This is a genomic window from Streptomyces sp. TBY4, from assembly GCF_024213195.1.
Taxonomy (GTDB): domain Bacteria; phylum Actinomycetota; class Actinomycetes; order Streptomycetales; family Streptomycetaceae; genus Streptomyces.
In genome coordinates, this window is record NZ_JANAVF010000006.1 from 23,014 (window position 1) to 37,243 (window position 14,230).

Sequence of the window (14,230 nt, forward strand, 5' to 3'; positions counted from 1 at the left end):
CGTTGGCCGGCCCGTACTCCCCCTCGTCAGTACGGGCCGGCCGCCCCGCTCCGGTCCGCTCAGGGGGCGTACTTGTACCCGACCCGGCGCACGGTCTGGATCGCACCGCGGTGGGCGGCGCCCAGCTTGCGGCGCAGCCGCGCGACGTGGACGTCGACCGTGCGGCCGTCGCCGACGTGGCCGTAGCCCCAGACGGTGGTCACCAGCTGGTCGCGGCTGTGCACCCGGTGCGGGTGCGCGACCAGGTGGGCCAGCAGCTCGAACTCCAGGTACGTCAGGTCCAGGACCTCGCCGTCCACCTCGGCGGTGCGCTGCGCGGGGTCGATGCGGACCAGCGCGTCGCCGGCCGGTGCGGCCGCGGCGGGGGCCGGGGCGGCGGGAACGGACTGCGGGGAGAAGGCGATCGGCGGCTGCTGGTCGGCCGGTACGAGCACCAGGTAGCCGACCATCGGCGGCTGGCCGGGGAGGCTGGGCAGGGTGTGCTGGGGAGCGGGCAGCCAGGTGGCGCCGGGCGGGAGGAAGTCCACGACGCGGGCCACCTCGTCGCGGTCCACGGCCCGCAGGCGGTGGCGCGGACTGGGCGGGAAGCTCGGGTAGGTCAGGGGAGAGGTCGCAGCGGAGGCGGCAGAAGCGAAGGAACGGGTGTTCGCCATGAGTGGTCAGCTCTTTCACGCGGAGTGGTCGGCAGGAGACGTGCGGAAGTGGCTCGTCTTGTGTCGTACCGCGCAGACCGAAGGCCTGGGGGAGGTCGGTTGAGGTCCCGGAGGCTTTAGAGGGCCGGCGCGTTCTTCGCGCGGCAACACACCCGGTCGAAATCGTGATCCTGACGGGAAGGCCAGAACGGCTCGAGGTCGCTGCGACCGGTCGAGGGGTGCGAGTAGCTGGCCATGGCCCCATTCAAGCAGACGCGGGGCCGTCCGGGCACACCCCGTCTCACCTGATGGAGCGGAATCCCATATTCCGCGAACGCACTATGAACGGCCCGTCACAATCCCGACAAACCATCACCCGCCCAGTGGCCTGCGCCGCTCGGCTTCCGTCACGCGTATCGCATGTCGGGCGGAAACGTCCCAGCCCCACCGAAGCTTTCTACCCCGGTAGGTCGAGCCGCTCCCAGCGGAAGCCGCGGTCCCAGTCCTCTTCCCGGCGGGCCCAGAGCATCATCAGCTCCACGACCTCGTCCGCGACGCCGACGTGCGTCTGGAAGTGCAGCTTGGGGGAGCCCGCCCGGTGTTCCACCTGGTAGTCGCCCTCTCCGGTGGCGGTCCCCGGGACGGGCCGAAGCCCGCCTGGCCACGGGGGCTCGGCGGGCTTCGGGTGTTCAGGGGAGAGGGGCCGGGGTCAGACCAGGCCGTCCTTCTCCAGGGCCGTGCAGCAGGTGTCCGTGATGAGGCGGGTCACCACGTACGGGTCCACGTTCGCGTTCGGGCGGCGGTCCTCGATGTAGCCCTTGCCGTCCTTCTCGACCTGCCACGGGATGCGGACGGAGGCGCCGCGGTCCGAGACGCCGTAGCTGTACTCGTTCCACGGGGCGGTCTCGTGCAGGCCCGTCAGACGCTCGTCGATGCCCGCGCCGTAGTTCTTGACGTGGTCCAGCGGCTTGCTGCCCTCGCCCAGCGACTCCGCCGCGCAGATGATCGCGCGGTAGTCCTCGCGCATCGCCTTCGTGGAGAAGTTGGTGTGCGCGCCCGCGCCGTTCCAGTCACCCTTGACCGGCTTCGGGTTCAGCGTCGCGGAGACGTTGAAGTCCTCGGCGGTGCGGTACAGCAGCCAGCGCGCGATCCACAGCTGGTCGGAGACCTCCAGCGGGCCGACGGGGCCGACCTGGAACTCCCACTGGCCGGGCATGACCTCGGCGTTGATGCCGGAGATGGCGAGGCCCGCCGCGAGGCAGTGGTCCAGGTGCTTCTCGACGATGTCGCGGCCGAAGATCTCGTCCGAGCCGACGCCGCAGTAGTAGCCGCCCTGCGCGGCCGGGAAGCCGTTGACCGGGAAGCCGAGCGGGCGGGTGCCGTCGAAGAAGGTGTACTCCTGCTCGATGCCGTAGATCGGCGCCTGCGCGGCGAACTTCTCGGCGATCGGACGCAGCAGCGCGCGGGTGTTCGACTCGTGCGGGGTCATGTCGATGTTCAGGACCTCGCACAGGACGAGGACGTTGTCGCCGCCGCGGATCGGGTCCGGGCAGGAGAAGACCGGCTGCAGCACGCGGTCGGAGGCGTGGCCCTCGGCCTGGTTGGTGCTCGATCCGTCGAAGCCCCAGATCGGCAGCGCGTCGCCGTCCGCCAGGATCTTGGTCTTGGAACGCAGCTTCGCCGTCGGCTCGGTTCCGTCGATCCAGATGTACTCAGCCTTGTAGCTCACGGGCCCCATCCTTCGGTGCGTCGCTCCGGCGCAGACCCTGCGGGTGCTGCGCTGCGTCCTGCGGATCGCGTACGGCGGTTCACGTCCCTGTGGCTCGCGTACTGCGACATTCGTTCTGCGGTGTAGACCGCAGAGTGCCCGCTCGCGATTTCTCTTCCGTTGCCCGTGTGTGAACCCCGTGTTACCGAGGTTTACGCCGCAGGTGGGCGCGGTCGAGAGGGTTGGGGTCGGGAGGCCCGTCCGGGTGGGGCAGACTGGGCACGTGAGCATTTCGTACGATTTGACGTCCGCCGGAGATGCCGCCGCCGAGGCCGCTTCCGGGCCCCGCCCCCGGGTCGGGCTGCTGGGCACCGGCCCCTGGGCCCGCCGCACGCACGCCCCCGCCCTCGCCGCGCATCCCGGTTCCGAGTTCGCCGGAATCTGGGGCCGGCGCCCCGAAGCCGCCGCCGAACTGGCGCGCGAGTACGGGGTGAAGGTGTACGAAGACCCCGACGCGCTGTTCGCCGACTGCGACGCCGTGGCCTTCGCCCTCCCGCCCGACGTACAGGCCCCGCTCGCCGTGCGCGCGGCCGCCGCCGGCTGCCATCTGCTGCTCGACAAGCCCGTCGCCACGACCCCGGCCGACGCCCGCGCGGTCGCCGCCGCCGTCGCCGAGCACCGGGTCGCCTCCGTCGTCTTCCTCACCCTGCGCTTCGCCGAGCCGACCGCCGGCTGGGTCGAGGAGCAGGCGGAGCGCACGGGCTGGTTCACCGCCGCCGCGCACTGGCTCGGCGCGGTCTTCCCGCCCGACGGCGAGCCCAGCGCCTACGCCGACTCGCCCTGGCGCAAGGCCAAGGGCGGGCTGTGGGACGTGGGCCCGCACGCCCTGTCCGTACTCATCCCGGTCCTCGGCGACGTCACCGGGGTCAGCGCCACCCGCGGCCCCGCCGACGTGGTCCAGCTGGCCCTGCGCCACACCTCCGGCGCGGCCAGCACCGCCGTGCTCAGCCTCAGCTCCCCGCGCGCGGCCGCCGGAGTGGGCCTGGAGCTGCGCGGCACCGCCGGCGTCTTCGGCCTGCCGGAGTGGGGCAACGTCCCGGGCGCCTACGGGCGCGCCCTGGACGCCCTCCTCGCCTCGGCCCGCACCGGGGTGCCGGACGTACGGGACGCGGAGTTCGGCGCCCGCCTGACGGAGATCCTCGCGGAGGCCGAGGAGCAGCTGCCGGAGTGAGGCCCGGGGGCCGGGGCCGGGGCCGGCGTCGGGCAGCGCCGGCCCCCGCTACTTGATGACCGCGTTCGCCACGATGATGGCCAGCCCGATGGTGGCGTCGGCGACGCCGATGAGCAGGGCCGAGCCGAGCTTGTAGCCGACCCGGAGGGCCACGAAGGCGCCCCAGGCGAACAGCAGCGCCGTGTTCACGCCGAGCCCGATCGCCGTGACCCCGTGCGAGTCCCAGTCGGCGAGTCCGGCGACGAGCAGGAGCAGGACCGTGGGCAGGGTGGCCGCGATCATGGGCCACTCGTTCCACAGCGCCCGCCCGAGGATCCGCCACCGGTGTCCGGCGGAGCCGGGCTGATGGGTGCTCATGTGGTGCGCGTACCCGTGCGCGAGCCCGGCCGTGGCGGCGGTGACGAGCACCCAGCTGGCGTCGTAGAACGGGGTGTACTCCCCGCCCTTCTGGTCGAGCGCGGCGAGCAGCCCGGACGCGAGGACGGTGCCGTACACCCCGCCGAACATCCAGTCGGCGCCGCGCCGGGGCGGGGGGAGCCGGGGGAGCGGAGGCGCCGGGAGGTCCGGCGATGCCGGCGGTGCCGCCGGCGGGGCTGCCGACGGCACGGGCGGCGCGGGCGGCTCGCCGGGCGTGGTGGGCCACGGATGCTGCTGCTCGTTCACGATGGATCCTTTGGTGCGGTACGTCCCCTTTGTGCCGCCCCCCACCCTACGAGGCGCGGGATGGGGCCGGGGTGAAGGGTCCGGGCGGTGGGGTCCCACGGGCCCCCGCCCCGGATGGCGCGGCGCTGGAATACCGCGGATCGCGGGCGACTTGAACCCCGCATGGCAACTCTTGGACTCATCGGAAGCGGCAACATCGGAAGCACCCTCGCGCGGCTCGCCGTGGACGCGGGGCTGGACGTGGTCCTCAGCAACTCCAGGGGACCCGAGACGCTGGATACCCTGGTCGCCGAGCTCGGCCCGCGGGCCCGGGCGGCCACCCCGGCCGAGGCGGCGGCCGCCGGGGACTGGGTCGTGGCCACCATCCCGCTCGGGAACTACCGCGACCTGCCCGCCGAGGCCCTGGCGGGCAAGGTCGTGCTCGACACGCTCAACTACTACCCCCAGCGGGACGGGGTCTTCCCCGCCCTGGAGGCGGAGCAGGCCACCACCAGCGGGCTCGTCCAGGAACACCTGTCCGGGTCGCGGGTCGTCAAGGCCTTCAACAACATCTACTTCAAGCACCTGCTCGCCCTCGCCCGCCCGGCCGGCTCCCCGGACCGCTCGGCCCTGCCGATCGCCGGCGAGGACCCGGCCGCCCGCGCGTCCGCCACCCGCCTCCTCGACCTGCTCGGCTACGACGCGGTCGATGCGGGGGAGCTCGCCGAGAGCTGGCGCTTCCAGCGCGACACGCCGGTGTACGTCCTCCCCTACGCCGAGAACCCGGCCGGTCCGGGCGGCCTCGCCGAGGACCCGGGCGCCGTCGCCGACGCGGCGACCGTCCGCGCCGCCCTGGCAAAGGCCGCCCGCCCCGCGGGCTCCGCCGGATGAGGATCCTGAGGGTCGGAGCCGGCCGGCGGGTCTCGGGGCTGGTCGCACAAGTCCCCTGAGGGTGGTCTCGGGGTCCGGTCGGGGTGATCACCGATGGGCAACGCGCGGTGGACGGCGGAGTGTTGGTGTCAGACCCCACCGAGCCGCCACCGTGCCGCCTTCTCCAGGAGCCACCGATGAACGCACGCCCCCGCACCTTCCGCCGGATCGCCGTCACCGGCATCGCCCTGGCGGCCCTCGTCGTGGGTGCGGGCGCCCCGGCCGCGCTGGCCGCGCCCGGCGGGTCCGGCGGGTCTGCGGACTCCGCCGCGGCCGCGGTGCACGACCGGCGGGGGGCCGACCACGACCCCGCCGCGCTGCGGGCCCTGCTGGCCTCGCTGCCCGACGCGGTCTCGACGGGGGCCCTGGCCCGGCTGTCCGGCGAGGGGCTGCACACGCCGTGGACGGGGACCGGCGGGCCGGTCGCCGCGGACGCGGAGATCCCGATCGGCAGCGTCACCAAGCTGTTCACGAACGTCCTGGTGCTGCGGCTCGTCGCGGAGCACCGGATGGAGATCGATGCGCCCGTGCGCCGCTACCTTCCCGGCCTGATACCCGGTGCCTACGCCGAAGTGACCGTGCGGCAGCTCCTGGACCACACCGCCGACCTGCCGATGGTCGCCAGCGACTCCTCCGATCCGCGCACCGTGGTGCTGGAGACCTTCGCGAAGGACGCGGCCGCCCGCCCCGGCCGCATACCCGCCCCCGGCACGGCCCAGCAGTACAACGGGACGAACAGCTTCGTCGCGGGCCTGCTCGTGGAGCGGATGTCCGGCCGGAGCTACGAGGAGGAGCTGCGGCGCCGCATCCTGCGCCCCCTGGGACTGCACCGGACCCGCATGTCGGCGGATCCGCGGATGGCCCGGTTCTGGGCGGAGGGCGGCCTGGACTCCACCGCGGCCGACCTGGACCGCTTCACGGCCGCGCTGCTGGGCGGCAGGCTGCTGCCGCCCGCACAGCAGCGGCACCTGTACGAGGTCCCGGACGTGCCCAACGCCCCCATGAACACCTGCCTGTCGCCGCGGGCCTGCTTCGGCGCGGGCGGCCTGATGCGCCACGAGGCGGCCGGCGCCACGGTCTGGGGCAAGACGGGCTCCGGCCCCGGCTGGTCGACCGGGGTGTTCGCCACCGAGCAGGCCGGCCGCCGGCTCGTCTACGCCCACAACCCGAAGGCCGGCACGTCCCGGACCCAGCAGATCGGGCGCGTCGTGGAGTTCGTGGACGCGGGCTTCGCCGGCCTCGGCTAGGCCGTCGGGCCGGAGGTGCGGGAGAGGGCTTCGCGGACGGCCTCCTCCGAGCGGGCCACCACCGCCGTGCCGTCCTCGGCGGTGATGATCGGGCGCTGGATCAGCTTCGGGTGCGCCGCCAGATGGCTGATCCAGGCCCCGCGGGCCTCTTCGGTCTCCTCGCGCGGCAGCTCCCGTACGCCGGTCTCCTTGGCCAGGGGGTCCGAGGTGCGGGTGATGTCCCAGGGCTCCAGGCCCAGCCGTCCCAGCACCTCGCGGATCTCGGCCTCGGAGGGCACGTCCTCCAGGTAGCGGCGGACGGTGTACTCGGCGCCCTCCGCGTCCAGCAGGGTCAGGGCGCTACGGCACTTCGAGCAGGCGGGATTGATCCAGATCTCCATGCCCGGAAGCTTAGCCAGGGGGCCTCCGGCCAGGTCCTTTGTCAGTGGTCGCCGGTAAAATTCAAGGAGAAGGACAGGACGCCAACTTGCCTTTGGGAGGCTGTAGATGGCCACTGCCATGACCCTGCACACCATCGGACCCGTCAAGAAGAAGCCGCTGCCGGCCGGGCTGCCCCGCGAGTGGTACGAGAGCCACAACCGGCGGCTGAAGGCGATGCGGCTGGCGATATCGCTCCTCGACTCGGGCACCTACGACGCCCAGCGCGCCACCAACCGCAAGATCCGCACGATGGCCGTCCGGACGGGCATCCGCCGGCCGTCGAACGTCACCTGCAAGATGGTCCGCTCCTTCATCCGCGACGCCGGGTAGGCGGGCGGGCCTCAGTCCCCGGTCCCGGGTGCGGGGACCGGGGCGGGGCCCACCTGGGCGGGGGCCTCGATCTGCTGGTGCCGCGCCGCATCAGGTGCCGCGGCCGCATCGTGCACGGCGAGGCCGAGCACGATCGAGCCGTTGATCAGGGCGACGGCTCCGGCCGCCGCGATGACCGCGGAGATCCGCTGGTTGTGCTTGTACGGTGCGCGCATCGAAGGGGCCTCGGATTCCGTGCTCGAAGGGCTGGGAGGGGGTTGGAAGGGTTGGAAGACCCGAGCAAAACACGGAAACTTGCCCAAATGGGTGCCTGTCATCGTTTGGTCATGTGATCAATACGGCGTGGTCATCGGCTGCCAGGGGCGCTGCCGGGGCCGGGTCCGTTGTCGGCCCGGTCCGCGGACAGGGACAGGACCAGCAGGGCCACGTCGTCGCGCGGCCCGCCCCCGGTGAAGGACCTCAGGTCCCGCCACACCGCCGGGGCCAGTCCCGCGGGGTCCGTCGCCAGGACGGGCACGCGCGCGGCCAGCGGGTAGAAGTTCCCCGCCGCGTCGCGGGCCTCCGTCACCCCGTCCGTGTACATCACGAGCCGGTCCCCGGGGGCGAGCCGGAGCTCGGCCGGAGCCGCCGGGGTGGGGCCGGCCAGGCCCAGGCCCAGGGGAGGTCCCGGGTCCACGTCTACTTCCGAGACCGTGAAACCCCGTAGCAGCAGGGGCGGGGGATGCCCGCACGACACGATCCGTACGAGGTCCAGCCCGGGCGGGAACTCCAGCAGCACCGCCGTCGCGAAGAGCTCCGCGTGCGCCACCGACTCGGCCGCAGAGTCCGCGAGCAGCCGCCGGTCGAGCCGGGCCGCCACCGTCGTGAGCTCCGCGTCGTCCAGCACCCCCTCCCGGAAGGCGCCGAGCAGCGAGGCCACGGTGCCGACGGCGGCCAGTCCGTGGCCCTGGACGTCACCGACCAGCGCGCGCACGCCGTAGGGGCCGACCCGTACGTCGTACAGGTCGCCGCCGACCAGGGTGCCCTGCTGGGCGGCCCGGTAGAGGCCCGAGCAGCCGACCGAGCCGACCCGTTCGGGGACCGGCGGCAGGACCGCGAGCTGCGCCGCCTCCGCGACGGTGCGCACGCTCACCAGCTGGGCGTCGCGGCGTTTCCGGACCCAGGCGACCACCACGCTGAGCAGCCCGATCACCGCGACGGTCGCGAGGTCGGAGCCCCTGGCGTGGGCGATCCCGAGCGAGGGCAGGCCGACGAGGACCAGCACCACCGCGGCGAAGACGGCCGTCCCGGCGGCCCCGTAGGCGAAGGCGGCCACCGGGGGGAGCCCGGCCAGGAAGTAGCCCAGCTCGACGTCGCCCGGGGTGATGCGCTGGACGAGCACCAGCACCACGAGGGCCACCGCGGGCGCGAGGCGGGCCCAGCGCGGCGGCGGCGCCCCGCCCAGCCAGCCCGGTTCCTCGCGTCGGCGTCTCACCCCTCCACCCTGATCCCGGCACCGGAGGCGCGCACGCCGGGTGGCTCCTAACGGCGGCGGCCGCGACAGTGGTGGCGTGACGGAAACCGACAGCGGTGCGCAGGGGCCGGCGCACGCGGACCACGGGCAGAGCGCGGAGATCAGCACCCGGCTGAACTGGCTGCGCGCGGGGGTGCTCGGCGCGAACGACGGGATCATCTCCACGGCGGGCCTGGTCGTCGGCGTCGCCGGGGCCACGACCTCGCGCACGGCGATCCTGGCGGCGGGCGTCGCCGGACTGCTGGCGGGCGCGCTGTCGATGGCGGCGGGGGAGTACGTGTCGGTCAGCTCCCAGCGGGACTCGGAGAGGGCCGCGCTGGACCTGGAGCGGCGGGAGCTGGCGGAGTACCCGGAGGAGGAGCTGGAGGAGCTGACGGGGCTGCTGGTGGGCAGGGGGCTGAGCGAGCCGGTGGCGCGGGAGGCGGCGGAGCAGCTGACGGAACGGGACGCGCTGCGGGCGCACGCGCGGGTGGAGCTGGGCATCAACCCCGACGAGCTGGCCAACCCCTGGCACGCGGCGGCGGCGAGTCTGGTGGCGTTCACGGTCGGGGCGCTGCTGCCGCTGCTGGCGATCGTCCTGCCGGGCGCGTCGGAGCGGGTCCCGGTGACCGTGGTGGCGGTGCTGCTCTCCCTGACCCTGTGCGGGGTGCTCAGCGCGAGGCTGGGCGGGGCGCCTCCCGTCCGGGCGATCCTGCGCAACGTCGCCGGCGGCGCGCTGGCCATGGCGGTCACCTACGCGGTAGGCACCTGGCTGGGCACAGCCACCTGACCCCCGGGCCTCCGCCCCGGCCCCCGCTCCTCAAACGCCGGAGGGGCTGGATATCCCCCGTACGTCGGGCGGCAGGGGTGGCGTCCGGGAGGCCCCGCGCCCAGCGGTGCCCGGCCCGCCCGCGCCGTCGGGCCGTCGCCGGGCCCGGGAGGGGGGCCGCGCTGCCAAGATGGGGCCATGCGTATCGCAGTCACCGGTGCGACCGGGCTCATCGGCAGCGCCCTCGGGCGGTCACTGGAGGCCGACGGGCACGAGCTCGTCCGCTTCGTGCGGCGGGAGCCGGCCGGGCCCGGGGAGGCGCGGTGGGACCCGGCGCGCGGGTACGTGGACCCCGCCGGGCTCGCCGGGTGCGGAGCCGTCGTGCACCTGGCCGGGGCCGGGGTCGGGGACCACCGCTGGACGGCCGCCTACAAGCGGGAGATCCGCGACAGCCGGGTCAAGGGCACGGCCGCCGTCGCCGCGGCCGTCGCCGCCATGGAGGAGCCGCCGGGGGTCCTCGTCTGCGGCACCGCCGTCGGGTACTACGGCGACACGGGCGACCGGATGGTCGACGAGGACGCCCCGGCGGGGGAGGGGTTCCTCTCCGAGGTGTGCGTCGACTGGGAGGCCGCCGCCGCGCCCGCCCGGGCCGCCGGGGTCCGGACCGCGTTCGCCCGTACCGGACTGGTCGTCGCCGCCGAGGGCGGGGCCTGGGGGAAGCTGTTCCCGATCTTCAAGGCGGGCATCGGCGGCCGCCTCGGCAACGGCCGCCAGTACTGGTCGTACATCTCGATGCACGACGAGATCGCCGCCCTGCGCCACATCATCGACACCCCGTCCCTGGCCGGGCCGGTGAACCTGACCGCCCCCGAGCCCCTCACCAACCGCGAGGTCACCGCCGCGATGAGCCGGGTCCTGCACCGCCCGGCGGTGTTCGCCGTACCCGCGCCGGTCATGCGCGTGGTGCTCGGGGAGTTCGCCCAGGACGTGCTGGGCAGCCAGCGGGTGCGTCCCGCCCGGCTGCTGGAGTCCGGCTTCGTCTTCCGCCACCCGGGGATCGAGGAGTCGATCAGGGCCGCGCTGGAGGCCTGAAAGCCCTGCGCCATTCGGCCTGAAAGCCCTGCGGCCTCCGGCCTGAAAGCCCCGCGGCCTCCGGCCTGAAACACCCCGGGGCTCCAGGGGGAGCGCCCCGGCGCACACATGCGACCGCCTGTGAGCCGAATGCGACCGTCGTGCGACCGGAGTTGACCGCATCACCCGTAATGGTCCGCCCAACTCGGGTTCCGCTCGACCCCGTTGGGGGAAGGAGGATCCCCACACAGCCGGGCCGACCTCGGGGAGGGGCACGTGCTCAACAGCTCGCACGCACACGCACACCATGCGGACGTGGTCATCGTAGGAGCCGGAGTCTCCGGACTCGCGGCAGCGCACCACCTGATCGCGGCCGGGGTCACGGTCATCGTTCTGGAGGGCGCCGACGACCCCGGCGGCCGGATGGCCACCGAGACCGTCGACGGCTTCCGGCTCGACCGGATCGGCCAGCTCCTCAACACCGCCGCCACCGAACCGGCCCGCACCCCGGGCCTGGAAGGCCTGGTCCTCAAGCCCTTCGCGCCCGGCGCCCTCGTCCAGAGCGACGGCAGAACGCTGCGCGCCGGCGCCCTCACCCCCGCCCGGGCCCTGACCAGCGGCTCCCTCGAACAGGCCCGGATCGGCGCGGCACTCGCCCGCCTCGCCGCCCTGCCCGAGGAACGCCTCCTGGCCCGCCCCGAGCGCACCGCGCACGCCGCCCTGAGCTCCAGGAGCCTCGGTACGACGCTGCGCCCGCTCCTCGCCGCCCTCCTGCGCGACCCCGGACTCACCACCTCCAGCCGCGTCGCCGACCTGGCCCTGCGCACCTTCGCGCGCGGCCGCCTCGCCGTACCCGAGGGCGGCGCCGCCACCCTGCCCGGACTGCTCGCCGCGGGGCTGCCGCCCGGCACCGTGCGCACCGGGGTCCGGGTCCGCTCCGTGGCCACCAACCTGGTCACCACCGAGGAACACGGCGAGTTCAGCTGCCGCTCCGCGATCCTGGCCACCGGCGCCAGGGCCGCCGCCGCACTGCTCCCGGGCCTGCGCGTGCCCGCCTTCCACCAGGTGACCGTGATCCACCACGCCACCGGCACCCCGCTCCCGTGGGACGGCTCGCTGCTCCTGGACGGGGACCCGGACTGGCCCGTCGCCCACACCGCCGTGATGAGCGCGGTCGACCCGACGCGCGCACCCGTCGGCCGCAGCCTGGTCACCACCACCGTGCTCGGCCCGCCACCACCCACCCGTACGGTCGCCTCGCGACTGGCCCGGCTCTACGAGACCGCCACCCGGGACTGGGAGCTGCTCGCCGTCCACCACACCCCGGAGGCCGTCCCCGCCATGCCGCCGCCGCAGGACACCCGGCGCCCCGTCAGGGTCCTGGCCGGGCTCTACGTCTGCGGAGACCACCGGGACACCAACACCGTCGAGGGAGCCCTGCGCTCCTCCCGCCGCGCCACCGCCGCCGTCCTCCGCGACTTCGGCATCCCCGTCCCGACCGCCCCGGAAGCCGCCCTCCCGGTAGCGGCCTGACGGGTCACCCACCCGCACCGGCGGGGCTGATCTGCCCGCAGGGCAGAAATCAGCCCCGCCGGCGTTTGAGGCGCGGGGTCCGGGGCGGCGCCCCGGCAGCCGGCCCGCGCAGGGCTGCGACACCGCAACCACCCCCCCGGCTCCGGGGCGCAGCCCCAGCCGACCCGCAGGGTCAGGACAAGGCGGCCACCCGCTCCCGGTACCCCCGCACCGCCGACGCGTCCCGGTACGGCTCGAGCCGCCGCTCGAAGTCCCGTACGTACTCCACCGCCCGCACCGACCGCATCTCCATCGCCTGCTGCGCCGCCTCCGCGCCCAGCGCGCACGCCTGGTCCAGCTCGCCCAGCCCCAGCCGCGCAGTCGCCAGCACCACCCGGCAGAACAGCCGCGAGCGCGCGTACGAGGGCGCCCGCAGCTGCAGGGACCGCTCGGCGTGCTGCGCCGAGGCCCGGTACTGCTGCAGGTCCCGGTGGCAGTGCCCGAACTCGTCCGCGAGCTGCGCCTCGTCGTAGTCGCGGGCCCAGTGCGGTACGTCGTCCCCCGGCCGGGCCGCGCCCAGCGCCCGCTCGGCGCGCACCAGCGAGGCCGTCGACGCCCGCACCTCGCCGAGCACCGCGTGCCCGCGCGCCTCCGCCGAGTGCAGCAGCGCCTGCACCACCGGCGGCGGCCCCGAGCCCACGCCCTGCTGGGCCACCCGGGCCAGCTGCACCGCCTCCCGGCCGTGGCCGAGGTAGACCGCCTGGCGGCTCATGGTGATCAGCACGTACGCCCCGTACGGCCGGTCCCCGGCGGCCTGGGCCAGCCGCAGCGCCTGGACGAAGTACCGCTGGGCGAGCCCGTGCGCGGCGATGTCGTACGAGGTCCAGCCCGCGAGCCGGGTCAGATCGGCAGCGGCGGCGAAGAGCCGGCGTCCGGTGGTCTCCCCGTAGGTGCCGCGCAGCATCGGCTCGGCCTCGTGCTCCAGGTACCGCACCAGGGCCTGGCGGGCATGGCCGCCGCCGTAGGCGTGGTCCAGGGTGCGGAAAAGCTCGCCCACCGATCTGAGCGCCGCGATGTCACCGCCGGTCACCCGCTGCCCGGGCCCGCGGTCGATCTGCCGCTGCCGGGGCACCGAGGTCCGCCCGGTCAGCAGCCGGCCCTGCTCGGGGCGGCCCTGCTCGGGACGGCCGAGATCCGCACGGCCCAGCTCCGGTCGGCCCAGCTCGGGGCGGCCCTGTTCGGGAACGCGCGCCGCGGCCTGCTCCGCGCCCCGGCCGACCCGCTCGTCGGCCCGGCCGATCAGCCAGTCCCGGCTGGGCACCACCAGCCCGGCGGGGGTGAAGGCGATCTTGCGCAGCTCGGCGTGCGAGCCGGAGTCCTTGCGCCACAGGCCGCTCGCGATGTCGACGGCCTCCTCCGGGGTGGCCGCGAACTCCAGCCCGGCGTACACGGGGGCGCACGCGTCCAGCCCCAGGTCCTGCGCCGAGAGCCGCCGCCCGAGGCGCCGGGTGAACACCTCCGCGATCAGCGCCGGGGTGGTCCCGCGGGGCTGCTGCCCGCGCAGCCAGCGGGTCACGGAGGTCTTGTCGTACCGCAGATCGAGACCGTGCTCCAGACCGAGCTGGTCGACACGGCGGGCGAGCCCGGCGTTGGAGAACCCGGCCTCGGCGATCAGTGCCGAGAGCTGCCGGTTGGGGACACGCTGGGCAGGTCGTTCCGTCATCGGCTCCACGGTCTCCTGACGTGACGGACCGGAGTCCCGGCCCTGTGAACGGCGTGAATGTAGCGGCGAACCTCGCCCGCACCGCCCTCTCTGTCCCACATTCATCCGATCGTGTGCAGAACCGGTGGGTCTCTTTACGGACGGACCCCCTCCACCCGCGTACGCTGCGCCCCATGACCCGCCGGCCCACCGGGGAAGCTCCCCCCGGCAGCTGCGAGCGCCCCGACGGCGACGGCAGCCACGCAGAGTCCACGGCCCCGCCGAAGGTGCCCGAGCTGGCCGCGCCCGAGCTCACCGAGGCGGAGTGCCGGCGGTGCGGGACGTACATCGCCGGTCTCGACGGGCGCTACGCCTGCGGGGTCTGCGGCTGGGTGAACGACCACACCGAGGGGCACCGCCGGCTGCCCCGGGCGGACGAGGACCCGGACCGGCCGCCGAAGGGCCGCCGGCGGCCGAAACAGCTCCCCGGACCCCAGGATCCCGGGCCTTCCGGCCCGTCCGGTACGGGCGGCTGACGGGGCCG

Annotated in this window: 16 protein-coding genes; 8 read left to right on the forward strand and 8 right to left on the reverse strand. The window is 74.6% G+C overall.

The window, feature by feature from the left end; genetic code table 11:
• Positions 1-59: 59 nt before the first annotated feature.
• The 3 genes from NLX94_RS15945 to glnII all read right to left on the reverse strand — a co-directional run bounded on the left by NLX94_RS15945 (position 60) and on the right by glnII (position 2,361).
• Complete coding sequence (locus NLX94_RS15945) at positions 60-653, reverse strand: winged helix-turn-helix domain-containing protein (RefSeq protein WP_254383394.1); 594 nt, start codon at positions 651-653, stop codon at positions 60-62.
• 436 nt (positions 654-1,089) lie between these two features.
• Positions 1,090-1,239 (reverse strand): hypothetical protein, encoded by a 150-nt coding sequence (locus NLX94_RS15955; RefSeq protein ID WP_254383395.1) that lies wholly within the window; start codon positions 1,237-1,239, stop codon positions 1,090-1,092.
• Positions 1,240-1,341: 102 nt separating this feature from the next.
• Entirely contained in the window at positions 1,342-2,361 is a 1,020-nt protein-coding gene (gene glnII, locus NLX94_RS15960; RefSeq protein WP_254383396.1) for a glutamine synthetase, read from the reverse strand.
• A gap of 280 nt (positions 2,362-2,641) precedes the next feature.
• Between glnII and NLX94_RS15965 the strand changes: the two genes are divergently transcribed.
• On the forward strand, positions 2,642-3,571 hold the full coding sequence (locus NLX94_RS15965; protein ID WP_302169716.1) for a Gfo/Idh/MocA family oxidoreductase: 930 nt from the start codon (positions 2,642-2,644) through the stop codon (positions 3,569-3,571).
• 48 nt (positions 3,572-3,619) lie between these two features.
• Here NLX94_RS15965 and NLX94_RS15970 read toward each other — a convergent pair whose 3' ends face one another.
• Positions 3,620-4,234: a hypothetical protein gene (locus NLX94_RS15970; RefSeq protein ID WP_254383397.1), complete on the reverse strand. Its 615-nt coding sequence runs from the start codon at positions 4,232-4,234 to the stop codon at positions 3,620-3,622.
• A 114-nt stretch (positions 4,235-4,348) separates the two neighbouring features.
• On the opposite strand from NLX94_RS15970, the gene NLX94_RS15975 reads away from it, so the two are divergent.
• Together NLX94_RS15975 and NLX94_RS15980 are read left to right on the forward strand one after the other, a co-directional pair.
• A complete protein-coding gene (locus tag NLX94_RS15975) occupies positions 4,349-5,104 on the forward strand; it encodes an NAD(P)-binding domain-containing protein (RefSeq protein ID WP_374683976.1) in 756 nt (251 codons plus the stop codon).
• A 176-nt stretch (positions 5,105-5,280) separates the two neighbouring features.
• Positions 5,281-6,390 (forward strand): serine hydrolase, encoded by a 1,110-nt coding sequence (locus tag NLX94_RS15980; protein ID WP_254383399.1) that lies wholly within the window; start codon positions 5,281-5,283, stop codon positions 6,388-6,390.
• Here the strand turns inward: NLX94_RS15980 and NLX94_RS15985 are convergent.
• Positions 6,387-6,770 (reverse strand): ArsC/Spx/MgsR family protein, encoded by a 384-nt coding sequence (locus NLX94_RS15985; protein WP_254383400.1) that lies wholly within the window; start codon positions 6,768-6,770, stop codon positions 6,387-6,389. The two genes, NLX94_RS15980 and NLX94_RS15985, sit on opposite strands and share 4 nt — an antisense overlap.
• A gap of 106 nt (positions 6,771-6,876) precedes the next feature.
• Here NLX94_RS15985 and NLX94_RS15990 point away from each other — a divergent pair, with 106 nt between their 5' ends.
• Positions 6,877-7,140, forward strand: a complete 264-nt coding sequence (locus NLX94_RS15990) for a hypothetical protein (protein ID WP_254383401.1) — start codon at positions 6,877-6,879, stop codon at positions 7,138-7,140.
• 11 nt (positions 7,141-7,151) lie between these two features.
• Here the strand turns inward: NLX94_RS15990 and NLX94_RS15995 are convergent, their stop codons facing one another.
• Together NLX94_RS15995 and NLX94_RS16000 are read right to left on the reverse strand one after the other, a co-directional pair.
• Positions 7,152-7,355: a hypothetical protein gene (locus NLX94_RS15995; RefSeq protein ID WP_254383402.1), complete on the reverse strand. Its 204-nt coding sequence runs from the start codon at positions 7,353-7,355 to the stop codon at positions 7,152-7,154.
• A 131-nt stretch (positions 7,356-7,486) separates the two neighbouring features.
• Positions 7,487-8,614: a PP2C family protein-serine/threonine phosphatase gene (locus NLX94_RS16000; protein ID WP_254383403.1), complete on the reverse strand. Its 1,128-nt coding sequence runs from the start codon at positions 8,612-8,614 to the stop codon at positions 7,487-7,489.
• 139 nt (positions 8,615-8,753) lie between these two features.
• Here NLX94_RS16000 and NLX94_RS16005 point away from each other — a divergent pair, with 139 nt between their 5' ends.
• The 3 genes from NLX94_RS16005 to NLX94_RS16015 all read left to right on the forward strand — a co-directional run bounded on the left by NLX94_RS16005 (position 8,754) and on the right by NLX94_RS16015 (position 12,005).
• Positions 8,754-9,422, forward strand: coding sequence for a VIT family protein (locus tag NLX94_RS16005; protein WP_254383938.1), 669 nt, complete (start codon positions 8,754-8,756; stop codon positions 9,420-9,422).
• A 177-nt stretch (positions 9,423-9,599) separates the two neighbouring features.
• A complete protein-coding gene (locus NLX94_RS16010; RefSeq protein ID WP_254383405.1) occupies positions 9,600-10,493 on the forward strand; it encodes a TIGR01777 family oxidoreductase in 894 nt (297 codons plus the stop codon).
• A gap of 294 nt (positions 10,494-10,787) precedes the next feature.
• On the forward strand, positions 10,788-12,005 hold the full coding sequence (locus NLX94_RS16015; protein WP_254383407.1) for an FAD-dependent oxidoreductase: 1,218 nt from the start codon (positions 10,788-10,790) through the stop codon (positions 12,003-12,005).
• Between the two features lie 172 nt (positions 12,006-12,177).
• Here the strand turns inward: NLX94_RS16015 and NLX94_RS16020 are convergent, their stop codons facing one another.
• Complete coding sequence (locus NLX94_RS16020; RefSeq protein WP_254383409.1) at positions 12,178-13,707, reverse strand: regulator; 1,530 nt, start codon at positions 13,705-13,707, stop codon at positions 12,178-12,180.
• 173 nt (positions 13,708-13,880) lie between these two features.
• On the opposite strand from NLX94_RS16020, the gene NLX94_RS16025 reads away from it, so the two are divergent.
• Entirely contained in the window at positions 13,881-14,222 is a 342-nt protein-coding gene (locus NLX94_RS16025) for a hypothetical protein (protein ID WP_254383411.1), read from the forward strand.
• Positions 14,223-14,230: the final 8 nt, after the last annotated feature.